Source organism: Enterobacter cloacae (assembly GCF_013375935.1).
Lineage (GTDB): Bacteria > Pseudomonadota > Gammaproteobacteria > Enterobacterales > Enterobacteriaceae > Enterobacter > Enterobacter pasteurii.
Genome location: NZ_CP056117.1, coordinates 2,817,201 through 2,843,516 on the forward strand (window position 1 = coordinate 2,817,201; position 26,316 = coordinate 2,843,516).

Consider the following 26,316-nt stretch of genomic DNA (forward strand, 5'->3'; position numbering starts at 1 on the left):
GCCTGCCCACCGGCAGGCTTTCTCTTTTAACCGAGCACAGAACATTATGATTCGATTTGCCTCGTTCGTTTTTACGCTTTGTTCCCTGGCGCCCGCGGCGTTTGCCGTAACCTATCCGCTCCCCCCAGAAGGAAGCCGGCTGGTGGGGGCACCCGTCACCGTTACCGTGCCCGAGGGCAATACCCTGCCGCTCGAAGCCTTCGCGGCGCAGCACGGGCAGGGGCTGAGCAATATGCTGGAAGCTAACCCCGGGGTCGATCCGTTTTTGCCCCGAGCCGGAACGCGGCTGGTGGTGCCGCAGCAGCTGATTCTGCCGCCAACGGTGCGTGAGGGGATCGTGGTGAACGTGGCGGAAATGCGCCTTTACTATTATCCACCCGACGGCAACACGGTGGAGGTGCTGCCTGTCGGCATCGGCCAGGCCGGACGCGAAACGCCGCGTAACTGGGTAACCGCCGTGGAGCGTAAGCAGGAAGGCCCAACCTGGTCACCTACGCCCAACACGCGTCGCGCTTACGCGAAAGAGGGCAAAACCCTGCCCGCGTTCGTACCCGCGGGGCCGGATAATCCGATGGGGTTGTATGCCATCTATATTGGCAGGCTGTATGCCATTCACGGCACCAACTCGAATTTCGGCATCGGGCTGCGCGTCAGCCAGGGATGCATTCGCCTGCGCAATGAGGACATCAAATACCTGTTTGATAACGTCCCGGTGGGCACGCGGGTACAGCTTATCGATATGCCCGTAAAGGTCACCACGGAGCCGGACGGTAGCCGCTGGGTAGAAGTGCACGAGCCGCTTTCGCGCAATCGCGCCGAATATGAGTCCACGAATAAGGTTCCGCTGCCCATAACCGCCGCGCTGCGGGCGCAGCTCGTTAGCGATGGCGCGCAGGCCGAACTGGAGCGGCGGTCGGGGATGCCGGTGAAGATCGGCATGTGAGGATAGTTCGACGGGCGGCTGCGACAGCGCAAATGCAGAAAAGCAAAAAGCCTGCTTTAAAAGCAGGCTTTTCAAATTTGGCTCCTCTGACTGGACTCGAACCAGTGACATACGGATTAACAGTCCGCCGTTCTACCGACTGAACTACAGAGGAATCGTGTGAACGGGGCGCATATTATCGACCCGCGTACGCCTTGTCAAAGGATGGATCGCCGTCTTTCGATCGTTTGCTGACAAAAACAGCAAAGTGACGATTTTGCCAACGTAATGCACCATTTTTGTGCAGATATACCCCGAATGGGGCAGATCGGAAACCGTTGCCTGCGCCTGAAAAAGGGCTTCAGCGATTGGCTTTCCTTATTTTCAGCCGCTTAGCGACGATATCGGACCATCTGCAAAAACTGGCATTCATATTGCAAAACCTGTTCAACAACACAGCCGTTAGCGGCACGGTATTTTCGAACAGGGGGCAACATGAACTTAAGACGACTGAAATACTTCGTAAAAATCGTCGATATCGGCAGCCTGACGCAGGCAGCTGAAGTGCTGCACATCGCGCAGCCTGCGCTGAGCCAGCAGGTCGCGACTCTGGAAGGCGAATTGAACCAGCAGCTGTTGATCCGCACCAAGCGCGGCGTAACGCCTACTGAAGCAGGTAAAATTTTATATACCCACGCCCGCACCATCCTGCGCCAGTGTGAACAGGCGCAGCTGGCCGTTCACAACGTTGGTCAGACCCTGAGCGGGCATGTCTCCATCGGGCTGGCACCGGGTACGGCCGCATCGTCCGTCACCATGCCGCTGCTTCAGGCGGTGCGCGCAGAGCTGCCGGAAGTGCTGGTTTACCTGCATGAGAACAGCGGTGCCGTCCTGAATGACAAACTGCTCAGCGGCCAGCTGGACATGGCGGTACTCTACGATCGCTCACCGGTTGCCGGGATCACCAGCCAGCCGCTGCTGAAGGAAGACCTCTATCTGGTCGGTACCCGTGACTGCCCGGGGCAGAGCATTGATTTAACGGCCGTGGCGGAGATGAACCTGTTCCTGCCGCGTGACTACAGCGCGGTGCGCGTGCGCGTCGATGAAGCGTTCTCGCTGCGCCGCCTCACGGCGAAAATTATCGGTGAGATTGATTCCATCTCCACGCTGACTGCCGCCATTGCCAGCGGGATGGGCGTGACGGTACTGCCCGAGTCCGCCGCACGTTCGCTGTGCAGCGCGGCGAACGGCTGGATGGCCCGCATCACCACGCCGTCCATGAGCCTGCCGCTGTCCCTGAACATGTCCGCGCGCGGTTCGCTTTCTCCGCAGGCGCAGGCGGTGAAAGAGATCCTGATGTCTCTGGTCAGCAAGCCATCGCTGGAAAATCGAGAGCTGCAGCTCGTCAGCTGATATTCCTGATAAGCATAAGATGCTGGTTTTTATTATTTGTTTTACAGCCCGGCTGACTCTAACAATAGCGTTATGTCAGATGCGCCGGAGTGAATCGTGAATTTCCAGCAGCTTAAAATTATTCGTGAGGCGGCCAGGCGGGATTACAACCTGACCGAAGTCGCCAACATGCTTTACACCTCCCAGTCGGGCGTCAGCCGACACATCCGCGAGCTGGAAGAGGAGTTAGGCATTGAGATCTTCATCCGCCGCGGCAAGCGCCTGCTCGGCATGACGGAGCCCGGCAAGGCGCTGCTGACCATCGCCGAGCGCATACTCAACGAGGCCAGCAACGTGCGCCGGCTGGCGGATCTCTTTACCAGCGATGCCTCCGGCGTGCTGACCATCGCCACCACCCATACGCAGGCGCGCTACAGCCTCCCGACGGTGATCAAAGCCTTTTGTGAGATCTTCCCGGACGTCCGTCTCGAGCTGATCCAGGGCACGCCGCAGGAAATCGAAGTGCTGCTGCATAACGGTGGGGCCGATATCGGCATTGCCAGTGAACGGCTGAGCAACGACCCGCTGCTGGTGGCTTTCCCGTGGTTCCGCTGGCATCACAGCCTGCTGTTGCCTGACGATCACCCGCTGAACCAGGTTTCGCCGCTGACGCTGGAAGAGATCGGTAAATGGCCGCTCATCACCTACCGGCAGGGCATAACCGGCCGCTCGCGCATTGATGAGGCGTTCAAGCGTAAAGGGCTCACGCCGGACGTGGTGCTGAGCGCGCAGGATTCCGACGTGATCAAAACCTACGTCGAGTTAGGGCTGGGGATTGGCCTGGTGGCGGAACAGTCCGGCGGCGAGCGTGAAGCCGGGAACCTGGTGCGTCTGGACACGCGCCATCTGTTCGACGCGAATACCGTCTGGCTGGGCCTGAAGCGCGGGCAGCTCCAGCGCAACTACGTGTGGCGATTTATTGAGTTGTGCAACGCCGGGCTCTCGGTAGACGAGATCAAACGTCAGGTGATGGAGCCGGAAGAAGTGGCGATTGATTATCAGATTTAAATTTCCGCGCGCAGTCAGAGAGTTTGCTGGCCGGGTAGGGCATAGCCGTCATCTGGCAAATTAACCGAATGCAGAAAAGCAAAAAGCCTGCTTTAAAAGCAGGCTTTTCAAATTTGGCTCCTCTGACTGGACTCGAACCAGTGACATACGGATTAACAGTCCGCCGTTCTACCGACTGAACTACAGAGGAATCGTGTGAACGAGGCGAATATTATCGACCTGCGTGCGCCTTGTCAAAGGGGAAAACGGCGTTTTTGTTCGTTTGCCGACAATTTCAGCAAACCGATGATTTAATAGCAAATTTGCTTTCAAATTGCACAGCAGGCTGCGCCGCCCGCAGGCGGCGCGAAGGATCAGAACAGGACGGAGTAGTTCAGACCAAAGGTACGTCCACGGCCTTTATAGGTATAAAGGCCCGGTGCGCCGTAGGTTGGGCTATACAGCCCCGGTGCGCGCTGGCCCCAGGCGGTGGTGTAGTCTTTGTCCAGCAGGTTTTCCACGCTGAAGCTGACTTTACCCACCGGCAGGGCATAGCTGCCCAGGAAATCAACGGTGTTATAGCCATCGATCTTCTTGCCGTCGGCATCGGACACGTCAAAGGTTTGCGTGCTCTGCACGCGCAGCGCCCAGTCGCCCGGCGCCCAGTTAACCCACGCGCTGGCCTTCGACGGGCTGGCGCTGTCTACCGTCAGCTTCTCCCATTTCCCGTTTTCGCGCGTCTCGGACTTAATGGCGTTAAAGTTCGCCCCGGTGCTCCAGTCGCTGTCGGTGAAGAAATAATCCACCTGGCCTTCAACCCCGTAAATACGGCGTTTGTCGTCTTCCAGGTTAATGGTCATGTCGCTCTTGTTGATGGTAATGGTCTTATCCGAGAGCGAGTAGTAGGCCGCCACCTGCGTACGCAGGTTATCGCCGGTGAAGCGCCAGCCCAGCTCATAAGCGTTGACCTTAATGCCGTCCAGCGTGGAGTCGTTCACGTTCACGCTGTTTTGCAGACGATAGTGACCGTCGACCAGCTGATAGGTACCGGATCCGTAGTACTTCGCCAGGTCCGGGATTTCAAAGCCCTGGGAGAAGTTAAACCACAGCTGCTGACGTTCGGTCAGGCGTCCCAGGATCCCCGCGTTGAACAGGAAGTTGTTGTAATCGGTTTTCCCGCCCGGCACCGCGTCTGCCGAGGTCGCTTTGCCCGTGGCGATAGCCTGCTGCTGGGCGTAACCGACAAATTCGTCCACCTTATTTTCGGTGTACTGGTAACGCACGCCGCCGCTCAGGGTGATGGCGTCAATGTCATAGCTGGCCTGGAGGAACGGGGCCAGGTTGGTAATGCTGTAGCCCGGATAACGGCCCACGTTATAGGCGTTGTCCAGCTTCATGCCGCCGCTTGCGGCCGCTTTGCTCAGGTCAAAGAACTGCTGGTTGGCGTCGAAGGTTTCGTGATCGGCATCCACGCCCCAGGTGAGGGTCAGGTCGTCCACCGGCTTGCTGTTCAGCGTCAGCTTGCCGCCGTAAAAATCGGTTTTCTGTTGGGACGCGCCAATGCTCGTCACCGTGCCTTTGCTCAGCGTCGGGAACGGGTAGTAGGTCAGGCTCTCATCGCGATAGTAAATCTGCGCGACCAGATCCTGGCCCCAGAAGTCGGTGTTCGAGTATTGCAGGTTAATCAGGTGACGCTCTGTGCCCGGGATCCGGTCAGAGTCCAGGTTGTTTTTGTTGTAGGCTTTGGCGTCGCCCGTTACCGCAGCGAAATTCTCCCCGAGGAAAAGGCCGTGCTTCCCGTCGGATTCGCTTTTGTAGTACTGCGTGGTTAGCTGGAGCTGCTGATGGTCGTCAATGTTGATGGTGCCGGTGCCCATCACGTCAATACGCTCGGAATACTGCAAGCCGGTCTGGGTGTTATCAATAATCACCTCGTCGCCGTTGCCGTCGTACCAGCCGCCGTAGCGCTGATAGGAGACCGACAGACGGCCAGAGGCGTTGTCGTTACCGCCGCTCACCGCGGCGGAGACGTTCTCATCGTGATCGTTATGGCTGTTAAATCCGCTTTTTGTACCGGTCTGGAACTCCACTTCGGTCTCAGGCTGGCCTTTTTTGGTGACGATATTCACCAGGCCGCCGGTGCTGCCGCCGCCGTAGAGCGAGGTGGCACCGGAAATAACCTCGATGCGGTCAATGTTGAACGGATCGATAGAGTCAAGCTGGCGGCTGTCGCTGCGGGAGGAGTTCAGGCGTACGCCGTCTACCATCACCATCATGGAGCGACCGCGCAGGTTCATGCCGTAGTTGGTACGCCCCTGGCTGCTGACGTCCATGCCGGGGATCAGCTGCGCCAGCACATCTTTAATCTCTTTCCCGCCCTGAACCTGCTGCTCAATTTCCGCACGCTCAATGACCCAGGTCGTCTGCGCCATCTCCGCCACGCTGCGGTGCGCGCGGCTGGCGGAAACCACAATATCTTCTTCCTTTTGTTCTTCCGCCCACGCAGAGGTAGAAAGCATGGCAAGCAGGCACGGATTTAATACCCAAAGATGAGAACGTTTCATTGTTATGTTGATCCTGAATGTGTGTGTCAGTACTCGGTGGTTTTTGCTAATGATTTAAAAACCGGGCTGCTCTCCGGGCCGGCGGTGCTCCGCCAGTGGATAACGCCGGGGGTGGTTGCCAGTTCAAACGGCTCGTCGCCGTGGGCGCGATTGAGTATTCGCGCCGCACGCCAGGCCATCAGGCTGAGCTGGGGTTCGGCAATGCCGAGACGGTGCATCCCGGCATTCACGGCAAACAGGCGGTTGCTCTGCGGGCCGTCCCATTCAAGGGTAAAATCATTGTTAATGCAGAAGGCTTCATCCTCGTCCAGGCGCAGGCGGTGAGAGAGCGGGGCCAGAAACGCAGGCTGCACGGCGCGGTAGCCGGTGGCGAAAATCACCACGTCGCTGTCCAGCTGCTCGCGGCCGCCGTCGAGGTGATGCTGTATGCTCAGGCGCTGCCCGTTTTCCTGGCGCGCCAGCGCCGTCACCGAGCGTGACGGCAGAAGGTGCGCCCAGGGTTTTTCGCGCAGCACTTCGAAGCGGTGGTACATGGCGCGGTAAATCGCCAGTAACGACTCGGTGGTGATCCCGTCGGAGGTCATTTTCTGCTCGTGCAGCATCTGGCGACGGGCGTCATCGCCGAGGGTGGAGAAGCTGTCCACATACTCCGGCGTGAAATATTCGTTGGCAAAGGCGGCTTCATCCAGCGCGTTGTAGTTGTTGCGGCGCGACACCCAGTTCAGGCTCAGCGGCTGGCCCCACTCACCGCGGAAGATATTCAAAAACAGATCTGCACCGCTCTGGCCGCCGACGACGACGGTGACGCGCTTGCCGGCGAGATCCGGCGCGCGAAGCATCATCTCGCTGGCGTGGAAGCAGGTATCGTCCTGCGCCGTGACGCAGTCGGGCAGATTGACCTGTTTGCCAATCCCCACGCAGACGTGGCGCGCCAGGAAGCGATCCCGCTGGGTCATAACCTCAAACAGGCCGCTTTGCTCATCAAAGCTGACCTGCTGCACCTGCTGGCTGAAGGACAGGTTAGTGAGGTTATCCGCCGCCCAGCACAGGTAGTCGGCAAACTCCTCGCGGGAGACGGTGCGCTGCTCGGTGGTGAGAAAACGATAGAACTTTTTACGCTGCACCAGGTAGTTCAGAAAGCTGTGGCGGTTGGTCGGCTCCACGGCGCTGACCAGATCCTTCAGGAAGCTGGTCTGCATGTGGCAGTCCGGCACCATCATCCCAGGGTGCCAGGAAAAATGCGGCTTACGTTCAAGAAACAGCGAGCTAAAACCGTCCAGCCCCTCCGCCAGTGCGGCGATGCTGAGGTTGAACGGACCAATACCGATGCCGATGAAATCATACGTTTTCATTGCGCTGACTCCTGGGAGACCAGAAAAAGAGGGTTATCAAGATCGCTGACGTAGTTCGGCAGCATGCGGCTGCCGCCGTCGTGTTCGGAGAAGGTCAGTTTGACCGGGTTGAGGATCACGCGAATAATCTGCGGCTTGAAGAGATCGAATTTGACGAAGCGTTCCGCCAGATCCGGGTGCGCGGTCATATAGCTGCGCAAAACCTGCGCCAGGATCTGGTAGAAGCGCGTTTCGCTGACGCCGCATTGCAGGGTAAGTCGCGAGATAAAGCGCAGCACCGTCACAAAGTTGCCGGTTTGCAGGTCGTGGATGATGTAATCCGCGCTGAGGCGCACGGTGACCGCTTTTACCGGGTCGGGCAGGCTCTGCGCCTGCGGAAAATCCTCGTCCACCAGACGCATATCACCCTGGAAATCCTTCAGCAGAATGCGCTGCACGACGTAGTCCTTCATTACCAGCGTCACGTTCTGGCCGTGGGCGATCAGCGCCACGCCGTAGCGGCAGAGCAGGTGATAGAAGGGAATAACCGTCGCTTCAAACAGCTTTTCCAGCCATGCCTCGGCGGTTAATCCCGAGCGCGCGATCCACGCGTCGATCAGCGGGCGTCCGGCGTTGTCGGTTTCCATCAGCGCCGCCATCAGCACCGCCTGTTCGCCGTCCTGCAGATAACGGGACGGATTCTCGCGCCAGATCGTGCCCAGCATCTCCTGGTAGCGGTAGGGCGCTTTCGGCAGGGCGGCGTAACCCGGATGTGCCAGATACCCGGCGGCGGGTTCGCCAAGCACCCGTGCCCCGGAGCGAACCAGCGTGGCATCGCTGGCAAACTGCTGCTGTAACCAGCGCGAGGCCAGCGGACCGGCGGCAATGTACTTGCCCGGAATGCCGCGGTAGCAGGAGGTGTTGTAGATGGTCAGCGGCAGCTTGATGTCATACGGCGCGCGACGGCTGGCGTTGGTCAGCGTGCGCAGGGACTGCTGCGCCAGATACTCATCGCCAAACTCGCCCAGCTCAACCATTTCGCCGCGCGCGAGCTGCGCTACGAAATGAATGGCAATTTTTTTCTGCCACTGCCACGGGTGCAGCGGCACCGGCAGCCAGCTGTCGTCCAGATCCAGCGCCTGCCAGCGGGCGTCGAACCGGGCGCGCTCGGCCTGATCCATGGCGCTGGACAGCAGGGCATTGATATCGCAATCGGCGTCGCTGCTCCAGACCAGCTGGTCGCGCTGCACGGCAACCCAGTGCAGGCGGAAACGCCCGCGATATTCCGGGGCGTACTGGCGCAGGGCATCCAGCCCCCAGCCGCGGCGTCCCTTGTTGAAGATAAACTTGGGGTGACCGCTCATCAGGCACTGCAGCTCGTCCGGGTCGAGATGAATGAGCGCGTCGGCATCCAGCGCCTCGCGCGCCTGCAGCAGCTGCATGTCGCCGCGCAGAGTGGCGTAGAGATCTTCCATGTGCTCCGCCGTTTGCGCGTCGCTCATCTCAAGCACGCTCGCCAGATGCAGCAGCGCGTGCTCCGCTTCTACCGTGGCGCCGCTGGCGGTGGTCAGGGTATCAGGGTCGATATGCAGCCAGCCCCAGATGCCGCGCGAGGCGCGAAACTGCCAGGCCTCGCTGCCCATGGTGATGCGCCAGCCGTCCGACGAAACCGGCTCCGCGCGCAGGGTGCGTTCGTATTCCAGCTCGGCGAGGATCTTCGCCACCATCTCGCGATTTACTTTCTGCCAGCGCGCGTTCACAGTTCCACCTCGCTGAAGAAGCGGTGACGCTCGCTCATGATGAGGCGAGAACGCTTGTGCGGGAAGTCGAACTCTTTCACCGTGTCGAAACCGGCGGACGCCAGATGGCGGAACAGGCGCTGGTTGTCGAAGCGCGGCTCGGCGACAATGCGCGCCGTGCGCGGCTCATCGAGATACAGATAGTGGCTCAGGCCGCGAAGCCAGCTGCGGATATACTGCGCGCCGCGCCAGTTTTCTTCACCCACCAGCATGTGCAGCCCGCGGTCAAACGGCTGCCAGCGATAGTGGCGGCCAATGCGGTCTTCCGCCGCCCAGTAGAGTTCAAAATAGCCGAACAGCTGATCGTCAAAGCAGCCGATCGCCGGATAGCAGTACGCCGAGTCGAGCTGACGGCGCAGGTAGTTCTCCTGTTCGGCCTGCGGGCCGGCCATCTCCCAGAAGGCGTTCACGCGCGGGTTATTCATCCATTGAGTGAATCGTTCGCCGTCCAGCGCCACGTCCGCCACGCGGAAGCTCAGGGTGCGTTTGATTTGCGGATCGTAACGACGATACACCTCGCCCTGCGGGCGATGGGGGCGCAGCGGGAAGTAGAGCTGGCGGCTCTCATCAAACTGCATCCCGCCGCTTGCCTGCGGCCGTTCGCCTTTCAGCCACAGCGGCAGCTGCCAGAACGTTTCGCGCGCCAGGTAGTCCCCGTGGGCCAGGCTGAACAGCGCCTGCGCCTGCGGTTCATCCTGCCAGGCTGCCCACGGCAGGGTAATGCCGGTCAGGGCGGGGGCGGCGACGAACAGCTGATCGAGGGCTTCCACCAGCCAGCCGTCCGGGATCCCGGTCAGGCGTTCCAGCACCGCGCTACCGTCGAGGCCCAGCGTCAGCGGCAGGGCCAGTTCCGTTGCGGCGCAGCGGAAGCCGAAGCCGGAATGTACGATATTCGCAATGGCCATCACGCCTTCTCCTTGTAAAACGGGTTGCTAAAGTCGAAATAGATCACCGCAGGATCGGCAATGGTGTTTTCGTTGCGGTCGTGCAGGTAGCAGAAGAAGTTGCCTTTGCAGTTCCAGGTCGGGCTGTCGAGCACGTAGTCGAGGCAGCGGGTCTGCTTCGCCGACCTGCGCAGGCCGGCCAGCGCGTCGCGCACGCGGGACATCAGGCTCTCTTCGCTGTCGAAACCGGCAGCGGCGAGGGCGGCGGTGACGGCAAGCGTGGAGTTAAGCAGCAGGTAGTAGGGGAAGTAGTGCAGCAGCTGGCTTTCGCCAAAGCGGTTTTCCACCTCGGTTTCGCCCGCCGCTTTCAGCCAGGCGTCGGCCCCTTCGGTCCATGCGCTGCCCTGGCAGTCGCGGTAGATAAGCCCGACCGGGAAATCCTGCTGCATCTCAACGAGGATGTTTTGCTGGTGCGCCAGCAGGACCAGACCGTAATCCGCCTCGGCGCTGAACAGCGGGAGCAGCACGCGATCGCAGTAGGCATCCAGCCAGCAGCGCGCGGCCTTGTCGAGCGGTAGCGCCAGGCGCTGGCTCAGACGGCGCACCGCCGCCGCGAGCAGGCTGTCGCCGCCGTCCGGCGCGGCCTGCGTCAGGCTTACCAGCACGTTGGTTTGCGTTTCAGGGGTATCAAACAGCAGGTTGACGCGCAGGGCCATCAGGCTCTCTTCCTGAACGACGCCGTGCTCGTCGGACAGGCCCGCCCAGCCGTCTTCCTGCATCACGCGCATGGTCGGGTAGCGGGCCTGAAGCTCCTGCCAGCGTTCTGTTTTCGCCAGGCGCGCCAGGCGCATTCCGCGCTTAACCTCTTTTACCGACAGCGTGCGCACGGAGTTGGTCAGGCGCACGCTCAGGGAAAACTTAATCATGTCGCTGTTGGTTTCGCTGTACAGCGAGCGGGAGGAGCTGGTGGGCAGCCACTGCGCCCCGGCTTCGCCGAGATCCTGAAGGGCGCCTTTTTCTACCAGACGCTGGCACCACGGCTGCTCAAGCAGATACGCCGCCTGCCAGGGATGCATCGGCAGCAGCCAGCGGGTGTCGGTGAAGTGGCCAAGAAGCCCGGGCGCGCTCTGCGCGGCAAAGCGCAGCAGGCGTTCGCGCAGGGAGACGTTCAGGCTGTCGCCGGTAATCTGCGTACTCTCCACCGCGAACCAGCGCAGCGGGAAACGGGAGGCAAAATCCGGCAGATAGCGACGCACCTCGGCTTCGTTAAACGGCTCGTGCGACTTGGGCGCCGGGTGAAACGCGTGGCCGACCAGCAGCGCCTGCTCCGCTTCGGCAAACGTCAGCGGCCCGTCGCGCAGGGTGGCCCAGCCGTGGCGTAAGTCAATGGCCTGCCAGGTATGCGTATGGCTTTCAAGCACGCGCTGCCTGAAGCGCGCCAGCGTACCGGCATCCAGCGAGCCTTTAATGGCGTCTTTTTCAAGAATTAAATCAATCAGTTGAGGGAAAGTGACCACGTCACCTTCATCGCTGTCTGCCTGAATCAGCGTTGCCGGAAAGCGATACTGATGATGCTGAGTGGGGGAGAAATAGTGTACCGGAACCCGGATGGCCCGGGATGGGGAGAGCGGGATATGAATCTGCGATAGCTCATCCGCGCGGGCTGCGGGAAGATAACGCCAGTCCTTCGTTTCGCGCAGCAGCGCGTTCAGGAAACACTGGGCCGCAACGTCTGTACCGGCGGAGCGGGGCAGAGTACGCATAGGTGTACCTCATTCCATGACTGATAATAATTCTCGTTATGATATTCATTCTGTTTACAGCCGCAACTATTTTTGCAATATTTGTTTTCATAAACTTCATAATTTCCACACATTTATTGACATTATCTTCACAATTCTATGCGCACCCGTACCGAAAATCTCACTGAAATCATCGCTCCCAAAGCGAACTGGCCCCTGGCGCTGTGCGCAGGGTTACTGGGCATCGGGCAAAACGGTTTGCTGGTTATGCTGCCGCAGCTGGTTTCCCTGACCGGCCTGTCGCTCTCCGCCTGGGCGGGACTGCTGATGTTTGGCTCGATGCTTTTTCTGCCGGCGTCGCCCTGGTGGGGGCGTCAGAGCGAGCGGCGCGGCTGTAAGGTGGTGATGATGGCCTCGCTGGGCGGGTATCTGGCGAGCTTCGGCGTGATGGCGCTGGTGGTATGGGCGATGGCCAACGGCGTGCTGAATACCCTTTGGGGAATGGCGGGGCTGGTGCTGTCGCGTACGCTGTACGGCCTGACGGTTTCCGGGCTGGTGCCTGCAGCGCAGACGTGGGCCATACAGCGCGCGGGTCTGGATAAAAGAATGGCCGCGCTGGCGACGATAAGCTCCGGCCTCAGCTGCGGACGTCTGTCAGGGCCGCCCCTGGCCGCGCTGATGCTCAGCCTTAACCCGATCGCGCCGCTCTGGCTGATGGCGCTGGCACCGCTCATCGCATTGCTGCTGGTGCTGCGCGAGGCTGCCGATCCGCCGTTGCCGCCGGTGGCGCATCAGTCAGCGCGCCTGCAGGCTTCAATGCTGCCTTTTCTGCTGCTGGCGCTGCTGCTGGCGGCGCTGGTCAGCCTGATGCAGCTTGGCCTGTCCCCGCACCTTGCCCCGCTGTTCAGCGGCGACGCGGTGCAAATCAGCCATCACGTGGCGCTGCTGCTTAGCCTTGCCGCGCTGGCGACCCTAGCGGCGCAGTTTCTGGTGGTGCGCCCGCAGCATTTTAGCCCGAAGGTGCTGCTTTCCATTGCAGCGGTGCTGATGGTGGCGGGGCTTGGACTGATGTGTATCGCGGACGTGGTGCTGTTCTACGTGGGAATTGTCATCACCTCGCTGGGGGCCGCAATGGCGACGCCGGGCTACCAGCTGTTGCTCAACGATCGGCTGACGACGGGCAAAGGCGCGGGGGCGATCGCCACCAGTCATACCCTGGGCTACGGCGTCAGCGCGCTGCTGGTACCGGTAGTAACGCGCTTTTACGGCGAGCAGTATTTGATTACTGCCGCATGGGGAATGGCGCTGCTATTCCTCGCGGTATGCGCGTGGGTACGATCTGCCGACCGTACCCCTGTCGAACGTTAATGGAAGGCGTGAGGGGAATTGTTCGCAGAGTCTTCACTCTGACGCAGGCGCTGCAGCGGATCCTGCTGATAGAACTGGCAAAAGCGCTGCCACAGCGCCGGGAAGCGAGGAGCGAAAAGCTCAGGCGCGCTAAAGAAGTACTCGGAAAGCACCGCAAAGCACTCGGCGGGATCGGTTGCGGCGTAGGCATCAATGCTGGCCGCACTCTCGCCAACCAGGTCTATTTCATCCTGAATGTTTTCCATCGCCGCGTGCAGGTCGTGCTCCCAGCCCGCGACGTCACGCAGCGGGATCATCGGCACGCCGCTGGCGCGATCGCCGTTGCGGGTATCCAGCTTGTGCGCCACTTCATGAATAATCAGGTTGAAGCCCGATGCATCGAACGAGTCCTGAATATCCAGCCAGTTGAGAATAATTGGCCCCTGCTGCCAGCTTTGTCCGGACTGCACCATACGCTGGTTGTGCACCAGGCCAATGTCATCTTCCCACTCGTCGTCCACGATAAACGGCGCCGGGTAGATCAGCACTTCGTGGAAGCCATCCAGCCACTCGATGCCCAGCTCCAGCACCGGCAGGCAGAAGAGCAGGGCGATGCGCGCGTTTTTCAGCGGATCCAGCTCGAAGCCCTGTAGCGGTACCAGGCGCTTTTGCTGTAAAAAACGCTCGGCCATCTGAGTCAGCCTGGATTGCTCTTCGGGCAAAAGATTAGCCAGGACGGGGATCGCCATAGCCTCGTCCCAGGGGAGCGTCATATTTCGATCGGCGTCGTTCGTTTTCCAGGGCCACTTAATCATCGCTTTGCTCGTTACTCGCACGTGAAAAAAATGGAAAGGTCAGGGGCTGTTAGCGTGCCAACATACTCTGTTTTGTAGTATGACATTCCTCTGCTGCGGCGTGCTGACTTGCAGCCTGTTTAAGAGGAATCCAGCCCGCATAAACTATCATTATGTGCCGTCAGGTTGATAGCGCTTTAGGTGTATCCCCTTCATTTTGTGAAGTATGTCGTGCGCAACTGTGATAAATCTTTTCTAACCCTACTGTGCTCAAGGATCACGTCCGTATGCCCGTCAATTTTGACCTCAACGATCTCTACGCTTTTCGCGCGCTGCTGGAATATGGCAATTTCCGTCTTGCGGCAGAGTCTATCTGCCTTTCCCAGTCGGCGCTGAGTCGCAGAATAGAAAAGCTGGAGGCGGCGCTGGGGGCAAAGCTGTTCGACCGTACCACCCGGCGCGTCACGCTGACGCTTTATGGCCAGACCTTTGCCGACCGGTGCGGGCAACTGCTTGCCGACGTGGAGTCCATGCTCTCGGATATCGATAAAGCCAGCGAGGATCGAACGGGGCTGATCACCGTGGCGGCCGTGCCGTCCGCCGCCTGTTACTTTATGCCGGACGTGATCCGCCGTTTTCAGACGCGCTACCCCCGGGTGCGTATTAAGCTCATCGACAGCAGCGCCGGAAACGTTATCGACGCCGTGACCGGCGGGCAGGCGGATTTTGGCATCTGCTTTTCCCAACGTTTGCCGTCCGACGTTGAGTTTGTTCCGCTGGTGGAGGATATCTACGTTGCCGCCTGCCGACGCGACAGTAAGTTTGCAAAAAGAAAAAGCCTGACGTGGCAGGCTTTTTATCAGCAGGATTATATCGGCCTGGACAAGACCTCCGGGAACCGCAACCTCCTAGACCAGCGGATCGGCCATATTCGTCCCGAGCGCCCCAGCATCTGCGAAACGCGCCACGTCACGACCATGCTGGGGATGGTTGAAGCGGGGATCGGCATTGCGGCCGTCCCCGCCATGTCGATGCCCCGCCCGGAGCATTCCCTGCTTACGTCTGTTCCTCTGACTGAGCCCGAGGTCAGGCGAACCGTAGGGCTGATTCGCCGCCGCGGGCGGATCCAGTCCTATATCGCGGCTGAGCTGGAAACGCTTATCACCGAGCAGTATCGCGAGCTGCGCTAACGGGCTGTAAGCCGGTGGCGGTAATGATGCTGGCGGCCTCTGCGGAAGAGAGGAACGCCAGCAGCGCGCCGCCCTGCTGCGGATGGTCGGCGCCCCGGGTGACGGCTCCGGCAAAACGGGTAATGTATTGCACATCTTCCGGCAGCTTACCGACAAACGTCACCCCCGGAACGGGCAGAAGCTCGCTGACCTGCTGGAAGCCGAGCGCGTATTTCCCTTTCGCCACTTCAGACGCCACCGGAATGCGCTCAACCCGATGTCCCTTCGTTGTTATCCGATCCGCAATGCCCAGCTTATGCAACAGGGCGCTCTCAACGTACCGGCCGCTGGCGCTGTCGGACCAGGCAACGGAGTGGGCCTTCAGCAGCGTTTGCCGCAGGGCGGGCACCGTGCTGATATCCGGCACTGGCGCACCCGCCTTCACCACCATCCCGACGGGCGAATCCGCCAGCTCCACGCGGGAGCCCGGCGCCGTGCGGCGATCCTGTTCAAGCTTCTCCAGCGCATCGCCCACCATAATCACCACGTCCGCCTTTTCTCCCCGCGCGAGCCGGGCCGGAATGGCCTGCGGCGTTTTGCCCATCGACGGGCCGGAAATTAAAATCAGCCTGTCGCCGCTTTTCGCTTCGTACTGCGGCGTCAGCTTCTCCAGCGCCGCCCTGAAGCCGCCAGAGATCATCACCGTCACGTCCTGCGCAAGCGCGCCCGCGCTGAAGCCGACGAGCGTCAGGGCGGCAGCCACCGTTCTGAATGTATGCATGCTGAATCACTCCTTAACGGCGGCGTGCAGGGTTAACGAGCGACGACGATAGAGATAGAGCGTCGCCAGCAGGGCACACACGGCGGCAAAGCTCATCCAGTATCCCGGAGAGGCTTTGTCTCCGGTGTACTCGATAAGGGCGGTAGAAATGACCGGCGTGAAGCCGCCAAAGACCGCCGTTGCCAGGCTGTACGCCAGCGAGAAGCCCGCCACGCGAACTTCCGTTGGCATGATCTCCGTCAGCGCCGGGATCATCGCGCCGTTATAAAGGCCGTAAAGGAAGGAGAGCCACAGCAGCACCGCCAGCATCATTGAGAAGCTCGGGGCCGCCGCCAGCATCGTCAGCGCCGGATAGCTGGTCGCCAGCGCCAGCAGCGTCATGGCAATCAGCACCGGCTTGCGCCCGAAGCGGTCCGACAGCGCGCCGCCAATCGGCAGCCAGATGAAGTTAGACACGGCGACCAGCAGCGTGACCAGCAGGCTGTCTGACGCGCTCAGCATCAACACTTTTTTGCCGAAGGTTGGGGCGTAAACGGTAATCAGGTAAAAGGCCGTCGTGGTCATCGCCACCATCAGCATGCCCGCCGCAACAACCTGCCAGTTCGCGAGCAGCGTGGTGAACACCTGACGCATCGCCAGATGATGGCGACGGGCGCTAAACTCCTCGGTCTCCTCCAGCCTGCGGCGCAGGAAAAAGATGAACGGTACGATCAGGCAGCCAAACAGGAACGGAATACGCCAGCCCCATTCGCGGATGGCGCTCTCTTCCAGCATCATATTCAGCGCAAAGCCCATTGCCGCCGCGACCATAATCGCCACCTGCTGGCTACCCGACTGCCAGCTGGTGTAAAAACCTTTGCGGCCCGGCGTGGCGATCTCCGCCAGATAAACCGAAACCCCGCCAAGCTCCGCCCCCGCAGAAAAGCCCTGCAGCAGGCGGCCCGTCAGCACCAGCAGCGGCGCCCACAGGCCAATGCTCTGATAAGAGGGAATCAGCACAATCAGAAACGTTCCGGCGGCCATAATCGACAGGGTGACGATAAGCCCTTTACGGCGGCCCACCTTGTCAATGTAGGCCCCGAGGACAATCGCCCCGACGGGACGCATCAGAAAGCCTGCGCCAAAGACGGCGAAGGTCATCATCAGCGAGGCAAATTCACTGCTCGCCGGGAAAAACGTGTGGGCGATGTAGGTGGCATAAAAGCCGAAAAGAAAGAAGTCGAATTGCTCAAGAAAGTTGCCCGAGGTGACGCGAAAAATCGCGCCGGCTTTCGCACGGACCGTTGCAGGTGAGGTTGAGGTAACCATGATTATCTCCAGTTTTATAGTGACGTTATGCCCGTCTGTTTCTGAAAACTGGATCAGGAAGCGGAAATTAATAAGCGCATTTAGCGCATAGGCCGATGCGCGATGCGCATCAATGACGCTACGTTGACCAGGATTTACATTGCCAACAATAACTTAACAATTCGGCAATTTTTTATTCACCGTTTCAGCCTAAGTTGCTGAAATGCCTGTTTTGTGACATGGCGCAGAAGTGAAGCCAGGCAGCGCCTGGCTCAGGTTGTTTAGCGCAGCGCGTTCGCTATCGCGCTGAACATCAATGACGCCTCCAGCGGCTGGGCGCTGAACGACGGCTCCGCCTGCGGCCAGGTGGACCACTGGACGATAACCAGATTTTCCTTCTGGTTGACCATAATCATCTGACCAAAAATTCCCAGCGCCCAGAGGGAATCCTTCAGCGAATCCTCCACTTTCGGCGTCACGCCGACGGCATTAGCCGGCACTTCGTTATTCCACCACTGATAGCCGTACAGCCCTTTCGGGTGCGCCTCTGACACCGACCCGTTAGCCTGCGTCCAGTCTGAGGACTGCTTCACCCAGCCTTCCGGCAGGATCTGCCTGCCGTCCGGCAGCGTACCGTTATGCAGGATAAATTCCCCGAAGCGCCCCCAGTCCTCCAGCGTGGCGTTGAACCCGTGCGCCCCCACGTCGTGCTGGCTTTTGCTGTAGGCGTGCCACACGCCGTCGCTCGCCATGCCGTAAGGCTGCCAGATGCTTTTCTCCAGGTATGCGGCAAGCGTCATTCCCGTGGCGCGCTCAAGCACGTCGCCCAGCAGCCACGCGCCGCCCGACGAATACGACCAGTTTTCTCCCGCCGGATGCGCGCGGCGTAACCCCTTCACCAGCGTGCGCACGCAGTCGTACGCGCCGGGTTTCGCTTCACATTCGGTAAGCCGGGCGAAGTCAGATTTTGGGTTCGTGTAATCTTCATTCCACGCCACGCCCGAGGTGTGGGTGATGAGCTGTTTCAGCGTCACGCCCTCCCAGGCGGTGCCTTTGAAGTCCGGTTCGTATTGAGTGACAAGATCGTCCAGGGAGTGGATTTTCCCCTCTTTAATTGCAACGCCCACCAGCGCCGAGACCACCGATTTTCCCACGGAGCGCGACGTCCAGAGCGTTGAATCGGTATTGCCTTCTCCCAGATATTTAAAGGCGATCTTGCCGTCCTTGAGCACCAGCATGCCGCTGACGTTCTGGCGTTCGAGGTAATCCTGAAGATCCCAGGTCTTGCCGTTCACCTGATAGCGGACGTCAGCGAGCGGCTTTTCCGCGGCGAGCAGCGGCGAGACGTTGCCGTGGCGGAACACGTCGCCGGCGTAGTTGCGATAATCATTGCGAAAGCCCACCACGCGATCGGCCTGGCTCCAGGTGAGCATCGTATGCGCATCCGGAAGCCGTGCGTCAAAAGGCGCCGGGCAGGTAGCGAGATCGGTACCGTGGCAGGCCGCCATGGCGGCGGGCGACAGCAGGCTGCTGACAACAAGCGCCGCGAGCAGCGTGAGGTTCGTTTTAGTTTTCATGTTTATCTCGTGTGGCTCAGGAAGGGCTTCAGTTTAAGAACCCCCGGCCTATAATAAAAAGCGCGTAATGGGGGAAAATCCCCCACAACATCCCCGTGGAGGATGACGTGTCGTCACTAAACTATTCGTTTGCCCAGCTTGAGGCATTCACCGCCGTCGCCGAGCACGGCAGCCTGATGAAGGCGGCGATGAAGCTTGGCAAAGATCGTACAACCCTGCGCGATCTGATTGATTTTCTTGAGGACGGGCTGGGCTACGCGCTGTTTCTGCGAGAGGGGCGCAGCCTGCGCCTGACGCCGGAGGGGGAGCAGCTTCAGCGGCAGGCTCATCTGCTGATGCGCCAGGTAAAAGCATTTGAGGCCTTTGCCAGAGCGGTACCGGCCAGCGCGACGCAGGACATTGCCCTCGTCTACGATCCGTTCACCCCCCGGGCTTTTTTGCAGGCGCTGATTGCCACACTGGCGACGCAAAAAATTCGCCTGAGCCTGACCAGCGCGTCGCGCGATGACGCGGAAGCCATGCTGGCAGTCGGTGAGGCCGATCTGGCGATCTGCCAGGCGCGCAACCGCAGCGTGGGCAATGAAATGGAGTGGCGGGCGCTGGGGGCGATCGACATGGATTTTTACGCCGCAGAGGCGCTTTTTGCGGAGGTGGCGTCGCCGGTGTCGCTGCTCGATCTCTCTCTCTGGTCCCGCAGGTGATTATGCATGACGCGTCTGACGAGCCGGTTGCCCGCCGCCTGCAAATCGCCGGACACACGCTCTACACCAATGAACTGGAGATGCTGCGCGGCCTGCTGGAACAGGGCTGCGGCTGGGGCTTTTTGCCGACCCATCTTCGCGCGGCGCGGTGGAAAAACGTAAAAAGGCTGCCCACCGAAGTGGGCAGCCAGGGAATAAGCCAGACGATGGTGACCATCTGGAAGCCGGGCAGCGACAAGCGCGGGCTGATTAACGATACGCTGTCGCTGCTGCCGGCGTTATGGAAACGCTCAGCGCTGTGAACATCCCTGGCACTGTTTATTCTGGATCTGCTGGAAGAAGTCGTTGCCTTTGTCGTCCACCAGGATAAACGCCGGGAAGTTCTCCACTTCAATTTTCCAGATGGCTTCCATTCCCAGTTCCGGGTACGACACGCACTCCAGACTCCTGATGCTGTTTTGCGCCAGCACCGCCGCCGGGCCGCCGATGCTGCCGAGGTAGAAGCCGCCGTGTTTGTGGCAGGCATCCGTCACCTGCTGGCTGCGGTTACCTTTGGCCAGCATGATCATGCTCGCACCGTGGGACTGCAGCAGCTCCACGTAGGAGTCCATACGCCCCGCGGTGGTTGGTCCTAACGAGCCGGAAGCGTAGCCCTCCGGCGTTTTCGCCGGGCCCGCGTAGTAGATCGGGTGATCTTTTACGTACTGCGGCAGCGCTTCGCCGTTATCGAGCAGCTCCTTCAGCTTCGCGTGGGCGATGTCGCGCGCCACGATGATGGTGCCGTTCAGGGACAGGCGGGTAGAGACCGGGTGCGCGGAAAGCTGCGCCAGGATCTCGTTCATCGGCCTGTTCAGATCGATGCTGACCACGTCGCCTTCACCCTGCTGGCGCAGGGATTCAGGAATATACTGGCCCGGGTTGTGCTCAAGCTTCTCAATCCAGATGCCGTCGCGGTTGATCTTCGCTTTGATATTGCGGTCGGCGGAGCAGGAGACGCCCATGCCGATTGGGCAGGACGCGCCGTGGCGCGGCAGGCGGATCACGCGAATATCGTGGGCGAAGTATTTCCCGCCAAACTGCGCGCCCAGGCCGAGGTTTTGCGCTTCCTGAAGCAGCTCCTGTTCGAGCTGAACGTCGCGGAACGCCTGGCCGTGCTCGTTACCCTCGGTTGGCAGGTCGTCGTAGTAACGCGCGGAGGCGAGCTTGACGGTTTTCAGCGTGGCTTCCGCCGAGGTTCCGCCGATAACGAAGGCAATATGGTACGGCGGGCACGCTGCGGTGCCCAGGGTACGCATCTTCTCAACCAGGTAGTTTTTCAGCTTCGCCGGGGTGATCAGCGCTTTGGTTTCCTGGTAGAGATAGGTCTTATTCGCTGAACCGCCGCCTTTCGCCATGCAGAGGAATTTGTACTCATCGCCGTCCACGCTGTAGAGGTCGATCTGCGCGGGCAGGTTGGTGCCGGTATTCACCTCTTTATACATATCCAGCGCCGCGTTCTGCGAGTAGCGCAGGTTATCTTCAATATAGGTGTTATAAACGCCCTGGCTTAGCGCCGCTTCGTCACCGCCGCCGGTCCAGACGCGCTGGCCTTTTTTACCCATGATGATTGCCGTGCCGGTATCCTGACAGGTCGGCAGCACGCCTTTCGCCGCAATCTCGGAGTTGCGCAGGAACTGCAGGGCAACGTATTTGTCGTTCTCGCTGGCCTGCGGATCGCTCAGAATAGCCGCAACCTGCTTCTGGTGCGAAGGACGCAGCATAAACGCCGCATCGTGGAAGGCCTGCTGTGCCAGCAGGGTCAGGGCTTCCGGCTCTACTTTCAGCACTTCCTGTCCGTCAAACTCGGCAACCGAGACGTGCTCTTTGGTCAGCAGATAGTATTCGGTGTCGTCGTGCGCGAGCGGGAACGGGTTCTGGTAGAAAAACGGTTTGTTCGACATAGCTTGCTCCATAAAAATAAAACCGCCGGAGGGTTAGCCCGGCGGTCAGGAATCAGAACATCATGGACATCCACGGATAACCAATCAGCAGCAGGGCCGCCAGGAAGATGGCACCGAAGATGGTGCCGAGGCGCCAGTAGTCTTTGGTTGGCAGGTAGCCGCTACCGTAGTAAATCGGGCTTGGGCCAGTACCGTACGGGGTGATGATCCCCATTACGCCCAGCGAGGTCACCATCAGCAGGACAAACACTTCCATATTCATGCCCGGAATGGTGGAGGCGATGGTCAGCATCGCCGGCAGCAGCGCCGTGGTGTGCGCGGTGGTGCTGGCAAACAGGTAGTGCAGCAGGTAGAACGCCAGCAGCAGCACGATAGTAGCCACGCCCGGCGAGATGCCGCTCATCAGCAGGCCGCCTTCTTTACCCAGCCAACTGATAAAGCCGGTTGAGGAGAGGCCATCCGCCAGCGCAACCAGGGTGGCGAACCAGACGAAGGTGTTCCACGCGGCTTTGTTACCGGTGATATCGTTCCACTCCAGCACGCCGGTCCACAGCATCAGGCCAACGATGAGCAGGGCGGCCATGGCCGGTTCAATCCACGCGGCGGCGAAGATCCACATCAGCAGCGCACAGCACACAAACACCAGCAGCAGGATTTCATTGCGCGACAGTTTGCCGAGTTTTTCCAGTTCACGGGTTGCCCACAGCGGCACTTCATTATTCACTTTGACTTCTGGCGGGTAGAACCAGTAGGCCAGCAGCGGCATGGTGAGGATCAGCAGCACGCCGAGCGGCAGGAAGGCGAGGAACCAGGTCCCCCAGGAGATATCAATGCCTACCGTACTTTTTACCAGCGCCAGCGCCAGCAGGTTAGGCGCGAGGGCGGAAAGGAACATAGAGCTGGTGATACAGGCGGCGGTGATCGCCACCCACATCAGGTACGAGCCAATTTTACGCGCGCTTGGGTCGTTCGGTTTTGAACCGTACAGCGGCGGCAGGTTAGCAATGATGGGGTAGATTGTCCCGCCGCTGCGCGCGGTGTTGGACGGGGTAAACGGTGCCAGCAGCAGGTCCGCGAAGGTAATCGCGTAGCCGAGCGTCAGGCTGCGGCGGCCCAGGTATTTCACCAGAATCAGCGCCAGGCGACGGCCAAAGCGAGTTTTGTCGTAGCCCGCGGCAAACATAAAGGCACCGAAGATCAGCCACACGGTAGAGTTACCAAACCCGCTGACCGCCCATTTAAAGGAGGCACCCGCCAGCTTGAACTTAGGATCGGCCAGCTGTTCCGGGCTAAAGAGCACCCACTGGCTGCACAGCGCAATCGCCACCACGCCGGTGAGGCCGATCACGGCACCCGGCAGCGGTTCGAAGATTAACCCGACGATGACGCCAACAAAGATTGCGAAGTAGTGCCACGCGTAAGGCGGCAGGCCTTCAGGAACGGGAACAAATAGCAGCAGTACGGCAACTATGACGGGCAGGGCCATCATCAGCAGTCGTTTAGCTGTTCCATTTGATGCTTGATTCGCCGCAGGAGGCGTTACAGCAGTTTTTGTTTTCATAGTTTCACGTCTTAAGTTGTCAAAAATTCGTCATACGATGAAATAGCCGGTTCGCTTTATTTAATTTCTTTGCTTTTTTTAGTTATTAAAGCGGTGCTTCAGTTATTTCAGTAATAGGGATTAAACGCTTTTTGTTGGGCGCTTAATTAAAAAATGATGATATTTATATATTGCGCGTTTAGGTGTCGAAACTTTTGATCGCGATCAAATAAACAGAAATGGATGCGTATTTTTATGCTCTTTTAAATAACCACTACGGCGTATGTGGGTATTAGGTGTTTTTCTTGTTCGTTTTTTCATTTTGATAACATATAAAGTTCGGTAGTTATGTAATTGGTTGATAAATGTGAGTTTATTTATCGTTGATAAAATGGTCTTACCTTAAGTATGTTAACGAAGTTTGCATTGTTGTAAATGGATGAAATTATATGACTAACACCAATGTATTATTGTTGTTATCGCAGGGATTAAATAGTTTATTAACTAACGTAATGGCTTTATAAACTAAAAAAAGCATTATATTAATATCATGACATCGGCAAAAACGACGAAATAAAAATTCAGCCCGATAACGAATTCTTAATTTTTTAAAGTTTGGAGTTTCTATTATGAGCACTAACGAACGTATGTTAAGCCCTTTCACATTACCGAATGGTACTGAACTGAAAAACCGTTTGTTAATGGCGCCGATGACAACCTGTACCGGCTATTACGATGGCACCGTGACCAGCGAACTGGTGGAATACTACCGCGCCCGCTCTGGCAGCATCGGCACCATCATCGTTGAGTGTTGCTTTGTCGACGATCTCGGCCTGGCGTTCCCGGGCGCAATTGGTATTGATAACGACGAGAAAATCGCCGGGCTGGCGAAAATCGCTGACGCCATTAAGTCCAAAGGATCCAAAGCCCTTCTGCAAATCTACCACGGCGGCCGCATGGTCGATCCTAAGCTTATCGGCGGCCGCACGCCGGTTGGTCCCAGCGCCGTTGCCGCGCCGCGTGACGGTGCCGCGACGCCGGTTGCGCTGACCACCGAAGAAGTGGAAGGCATGGTGGGCAAGTTCGGTGAAGCCGTGCGCCGCGCGATTCAGGCCGGATTCGACGGTGTCGAAATCCACGGGGCGAACACCTATCTCATCCAGCAGTTTTACTCCCCAAATTCTAACCAGCGCGATGACGAGTGGGGCGGCAGCCGCGATAACCGCGCGAAATTCCCGCTGGCGGTGCTGGACATTACCCATAAAATGGTGCGCCAGTACGCGGACGACGCGTTCATTATCGGCTATCGTTTCTCGCCAGAAGAGCTGGAGGTCCCGGGCATTCGCTTCGACGACACCATGTATCTGCTGGAAAAACTGGCCGCGCGCGGCGTGGATTACCTGCACTTCTCCGTTGGCGCCACCCTGCGACCTTCTATCGTCGACACTCAGGATCCAACGCCGCTGATTGAAAAATACTGCGCGATGCGTTCTGAAACCCTGGCACAGGTGCCGGTGATGGGCGTTGGCGGCGTGGTAAATGCCGCCGATGTGAATGAGGCGCTGGATCGCGGCTACGATCTGATTGCCGTCGGGCGGGCCACTATCGCTTACCCGGACTGGACCGACCGCATCGCTGCCGGTGAAAGCCTCGAGCTGTTTATGGACAGCACCCGCCGTGAAGCGCTGAACATTCCTGAACCGCTGTGGCGCTTCTCGCTGGTGGAAGCGATGATCCGCGACATGAGCATGGGCGAATCTAAATTCAAGCCCGGTACCTTCACCGAGAAAGTGCAGGACGATGCTAACGAGCTGGTGATTAACGTCAGCCTTGAAACCGATCGTATCGCGGATATCGAACTGGCCTCCGGCCCCGGCGATGACGTGGAGTTTGCGACCAGCTTCGAAGAGATCCGCACCCGCATTCTGGACGCCAACACCCCGCACGTGGACGCGATTACGGGCGCAACCAGCCAGAGCGAGGCGGTGAAAAAAGCGGTTTCGAAAGCGATGCTGAAATCCAGCAAGGCGCTGGCGGCAGAAGAGGGCGCGGACCCGAATGAAACCAGGAGCGTGGATGTTGTGGTGGTCGGCAGCGGCGGCGCAGGTCTGGCGGTGGCGATTCAGGCTCATGACGAAGGCGCGAGCGTGCTGATCGTCGAGAAAATGCCAACCATCGGCGGTAACACCATCAAAGCTTCGGCCGGTATGAACGCCGCCGAAACCCGCTTCCAGCGCGTGAAGGGCATCCAGGACAGCAAAGAATTGTTCTATCAGGAGAGCCTGAAAGGCGGCGGCAACAAGAACAACCCGGAACTGCTGCGTCGCTTTGTCGAGAACGCACCGGAAGCCATCGAGTGGCTGGCTACGCGCGGTATTATGCTGAACGACATCACCACAACCGGCGGGATGAGCATCGACCGTACTCACCGTCCAAAAGACGGTTCCGCGGTGGGCGGTTACCTGATCAGCGGCCTGGTGCGTAACGTCAACCGGCGCAACATTGAGGTGATGCTGGATACCTCCGTCAGCGACATCCTCTTTGAAAACGGCGAAGTCACCGGCGTGCGCCTGACGACGGAAGAGAATGAAACCCTCACCGTGGCAACCAAAAGCGTGATTGTCGCGACGGGCGGCTTCAGCGCCAACAGCCAGATGGTGGTGAAATACCGTCCGGACCTGGAAGGGTTCGTCACCACTAACCACAAAGGGGCGACGGGGGGGGCGGTATCGCGCTGCTGGAACGTATTGGCGCAGGCACCGTCGATATGGGCGAAATCCAGATCCACCCAACCGTTGAGCAGAAAACCTCGTATCTGATTTCCGAATCCATCCGCGGCGGCGGGGCGATTCTGGTGAACCAGCAGGGCAACCGCTTCTTTAACGAAATGGAAACCCGCGACAAGGTCTCGGCGCAAATCATCGCGCTGCCGGAGAAATACGCTTACATCGTCTTTGACGAGCATGTTCGGGCTAAAAATAAAGCCGCGGATGAGTACATCGCAAAAGGTTTCGTCACCAGCGCCAGCTCGCCGGAAGCCCTGGCGGAAGCGCTGGGAATGGATCCCCACCAGTTCCTGGCAACGCTTGAACGCTACAACGGCTTTGTGGAAAAACAGCACGACGACGATTTTGGTCGTACCACCGCGCTGCGTGCGCCCATCAACGAAGGGCCGTTCTATGCCATTCAGATTGCACCGGGCGTACACCACACCATGGGCGGCGTGACCATCAACACCGATACCTGCGTGCTGGACGGCAACCACAACGTACTGCCAGGGGCATTTGCCGCGGGTGAGGTTGTCGGGGGCATCCATGGTGGTAACCGCATCGGCGGTAACGCGGTGGCAGATATCATTATTTTTGGTACGCTTGCCGGACATCAGGCGGCGATGCGCGCGAAAAAAGCATAAGGCTCCTGTACTGTAGGCCGGATACGCATCGCGCTATCCGGCATTAAACCCCGGCGGCGCGGTGCCTGCCGGGGCTACATCTGAGGA

16 protein-coding genes, 2 tRNA genes and 2 pseudogenes are annotated in these 26,316 nt (G+C 59.3%); 7 read left to right on the forward strand and 13 right to left on the reverse strand.

The features are described from left to right. Positions 1–46 precede the first annotated feature (46 nt). Positions 47–943 (forward strand): L,D-transpeptidase, encoded by an 897-nt coding sequence (gene ldtA / locus HWQ14_RS13180; protein ID WP_176609968.1) that lies wholly within the window; start codon positions 47–49, stop codon positions 941–943. Positions 944–1,021: 78 nt separating this feature from the next. Here ldtA and HWQ14_RS13185 read toward each other — a convergent pair. Next, a tRNA-Asn gene (locus HWQ14_RS13185) sits at positions 1,022–1,097 on the reverse strand. A 320-nt stretch (positions 1,098–1,417) separates the two neighbouring features. Here HWQ14_RS13185 and nac point away from each other — a divergent pair. Beyond that, the gene (nac, locus tag HWQ14_RS13190; protein ID WP_176609969.1) at positions 1,418–2,335 is read left to right on the forward strand and encodes a nitrogen assimilation transcriptional regulator NAC; all 918 of its coding nucleotides are present in this window, start codon (positions 1,418–1,420) and stop codon (positions 2,333–2,335) included. Positions 2,336–2,431: 96 nt separating this feature from the next. Next, complete coding sequence (gene cbl / locus HWQ14_RS13195; RefSeq protein WP_176609970.1) at positions 2,432–3,382, forward strand: HTH-type transcriptional regulator Cbl; 951 nt, start codon at positions 2,432–2,434, stop codon at positions 3,380–3,382. 114 nt (positions 3,383–3,496) lie between these two features. On the opposite strand, the gene HWQ14_RS13200 is transcribed toward cbl, so the two are convergent. The 6 genes from HWQ14_RS13200 to HWQ14_RS13225 all read right to left on the reverse strand — a co-directional run bounded on the left by HWQ14_RS13200 (position 3,497) and on the right by HWQ14_RS13225 (position 11,702). Further along, positions 3,497–3,572, reverse strand: a tRNA-Asn gene (locus HWQ14_RS13200). Between the two features lie 163 nt (positions 3,573–3,735). Then, a complete protein-coding gene (locus tag HWQ14_RS13205) occupies positions 3,736–5,925 on the reverse strand; it encodes a TonB-dependent siderophore receptor (protein WP_176609971.1) in 2,190 nt (729 codons plus the stop codon). A 26-nt stretch (positions 5,926–5,951) separates the two neighbouring features. After that, positions 5,952–7,277, reverse strand: coding sequence for a lysine N(6)-hydroxylase/L-ornithine N(5)-oxygenase family protein (locus HWQ14_RS13210; RefSeq protein WP_176609972.1), 1,326 nt, complete (start codon positions 7,275–7,277; stop codon positions 5,952–5,954). After that, complete coding sequence (iucC, locus tag HWQ14_RS13215; protein ID WP_176609973.1) at positions 7,274–9,016, reverse strand: IucA/IucC family protein; 1,743 nt, start codon at positions 9,014–9,016, stop codon at positions 7,274–7,276. The genes HWQ14_RS13210 and iucC overlap by 4 nt, the downstream gene beginning before the upstream one ends. Further along, the gene (locus tag HWQ14_RS13220; RefSeq protein ID WP_176609974.1) at positions 9,013–9,960 is read right to left on the reverse strand and encodes a GNAT family N-acetyltransferase; all 948 of its coding nucleotides are present in this window, start codon (positions 9,958–9,960) and stop codon (positions 9,013–9,015) included. The genes iucC and HWQ14_RS13220 overlap by 4 nt, the downstream gene beginning before the upstream one ends. After that, entirely contained in the window at positions 9,960–11,702 is a 1,743-nt protein-coding gene (locus HWQ14_RS13225) for an IucA/IucC family protein (RefSeq protein ID WP_176609975.1), read from the reverse strand. Before HWQ14_RS13225 ends, HWQ14_RS13220 begins: the two co-directional genes overlap by 1 nt. A 138-nt stretch (positions 11,703–11,840) precedes the next feature. Here HWQ14_RS13225 and HWQ14_RS13230 point away from each other — a divergent pair, with 138 nt between their 5' ends. Then, positions 11,841–13,049 (forward strand): MFS transporter, encoded by a 1,209-nt coding sequence (locus tag HWQ14_RS13230; protein WP_176609976.1) that lies wholly within the window; start codon positions 11,841–11,843, stop codon positions 13,047–13,049. Here the strand turns inward: HWQ14_RS13230 and mtfA are convergent. Then, positions 13,046–13,843, reverse strand: coding sequence for a DgsA anti-repressor MtfA (gene mtfA, locus HWQ14_RS13235; RefSeq protein WP_148418181.1), 798 nt, complete (start codon positions 13,841–13,843; stop codon positions 13,046–13,048). The two genes, HWQ14_RS13230 and mtfA, sit on opposite strands and share 4 nt — an antisense overlap. A 266-nt stretch (positions 13,844–14,109) precedes the next feature. Between mtfA and HWQ14_RS13240 the strand changes: the two genes are divergently transcribed. Then, entirely contained in the window at positions 14,110–15,012 is a 903-nt protein-coding gene (locus HWQ14_RS13240; RefSeq protein WP_176609977.1) for a LysR family transcriptional regulator, read from the forward strand. On the opposite strand, the gene HWQ14_RS13245 is transcribed toward HWQ14_RS13240, so the two are convergent. The 3 genes from HWQ14_RS13245 to HWQ14_RS13255 form a co-directional block, all read right to left on the reverse strand. Then, entirely contained in the window at positions 14,984–15,772 is a 789-nt protein-coding gene (locus HWQ14_RS13245; RefSeq protein ID WP_176609978.1) for a substrate-binding domain-containing protein, read from the reverse strand. The two genes, HWQ14_RS13240 and HWQ14_RS13245, sit on opposite strands and share 29 nt — an antisense overlap. Positions 15,773–15,778: 6 nt before the next feature. Further along, complete coding sequence (locus tag HWQ14_RS13250) at positions 15,779–17,080, reverse strand: MFS transporter (protein ID WP_148418178.1); 1,302 nt, start codon at positions 17,078–17,080, stop codon at positions 15,779–15,781. A 260-nt stretch (positions 17,081–17,340) separates the two neighbouring features. After that, positions 17,341–18,636, reverse strand: coding sequence for a serine hydrolase domain-containing protein (locus HWQ14_RS13255; RefSeq protein ID WP_176609979.1), 1,296 nt, complete (start codon positions 18,634–18,636; stop codon positions 17,341–17,343). Positions 18,637–18,731: 95 nt separating this feature from the next. On the opposite strand from HWQ14_RS13255, the pseudogene HWQ14_RS13260 reads away from it, so the two are divergent. Continuing rightward, positions 18,732–19,639, forward strand: a pseudogene (locus tag HWQ14_RS13260) (LysR family transcriptional regulator). Here HWQ14_RS13260 and fumA read toward each other — a convergent pair. Both fumA and HWQ14_RS13270 read right to left on the reverse strand, forming a co-directional pair. Continuing rightward, on the reverse strand, positions 19,628–21,277 hold the full coding sequence (gene fumA / locus HWQ14_RS13265) for a class I fumarate hydratase FumA (RefSeq protein WP_176609980.1): 1,650 nt from the start codon (positions 21,275–21,277) through the stop codon (positions 19,628–19,630). The pseudogene HWQ14_RS13260 and the gene fumA overlap by 12 nt on opposite strands. A gap of 52 nt (positions 21,278–21,329) precedes the next feature. After that, on the reverse strand, positions 21,330–22,838 hold the full coding sequence (locus HWQ14_RS13270) for an anion permease (protein ID WP_148418174.1): 1,509 nt from the start codon (positions 22,836–22,838) through the stop codon (positions 21,330–21,332). Between the two features lie 608 nt (positions 22,839–23,446). Between HWQ14_RS13270 and HWQ14_RS13275 the strand changes: the two are divergent. Beyond that, positions 23,447–26,229 (forward strand): annotated as a pseudogene (locus HWQ14_RS13275) (flavocytochrome c). The last annotated feature ends 87 nt before the right edge of the window (positions 26,230–26,316 follow it).

Bases quoted from the DNA above. Each gene is read 5' to 3' on its own strand.
- HWQ14_RS13230 (WP_176609976.1), top strand. From the start codon at position 11,841: ATGCGCACCCGTACCGAAAATCTCACTGAAATCATCGCTCCCAAAGCG.
- mtfA (WP_148418181.1), bottom strand. From the start codon at position 13,843: ATGATTAAGTGGCCCTGGAAAACGAACGACGCCGATCGAAATATGACG.
- fumA (WP_176609980.1), bottom strand. From the start codon at position 21,277: ATGTCGAACAAACCGTTTTTCTACCAGAACCCGTTCCCGCTCGCGCAC.
- HWQ14_RS13210 (WP_176609972.1), bottom strand. From the start codon at position 7,277: ATGAAAACGTATGATTTCATCGGCATCGGTATTGGTCCGTTCAACCTC.
- HWQ14_RS13225 (WP_176609975.1), bottom strand. From the start codon at position 11,702: ATGCGTACTCTGCCCCGCTCCGCCGGTACAGACGTTGCGGCCCAGTGT.
- HWQ14_RS13220 (WP_176609974.1), bottom strand. From the start codon at position 9,960: ATGGCCATTGCGAATATCGTACATTCCGGCTTCGGCTTCCGCTGCGCC.
- HWQ14_RS13205 (WP_176609971.1), bottom strand. From the start codon at position 5,925: ATGAAACGTTCTCATCTTTGGGTATTAAATCCGTGCCTGCTTGCCATG.
- nac (WP_176609969.1), top strand. From the start codon at position 1,418: ATGAACTTAAGACGACTGAAATACTTCGTAAAAATCGTCGATATCGGC.
- HWQ14_RS13250 (WP_148418178.1), bottom strand. From the start codon at position 17,080: ATGGTTACCTCAACCTCACCTGCAACGGTCCGTGCGAAAGCCGGCGCG.
- HWQ14_RS13255 (WP_176609979.1), bottom strand. From the start codon at position 18,636: ATGAAAACTAAAACGAACCTCACGCTGCTCGCGGCGCTTGTTGTCAGC.
- HWQ14_RS13240 (WP_176609977.1), top strand. From the start codon at position 14,110: ATGCCCGTCAATTTTGACCTCAACGATCTCTACGCTTTTCGCGCGCTG.
- HWQ14_RS13270 (WP_148418174.1), bottom strand. From the start codon at position 22,838: ATGAAAACAAAAACTGCTGTAACGCCTCCTGCGGCGAATCAAGCATCA.
- HWQ14_RS13245 (WP_176609978.1), bottom strand. From the start codon at position 15,772: ATGCATACATTCAGAACGGTGGCTGCCGCCCTGACGCTCGTCGGCTTC.
- ldtA (WP_176609968.1), top strand. From the start codon at position 47: ATGATTCGATTTGCCTCGTTCGTTTTTACGCTTTGTTCCCTGGCGCCC.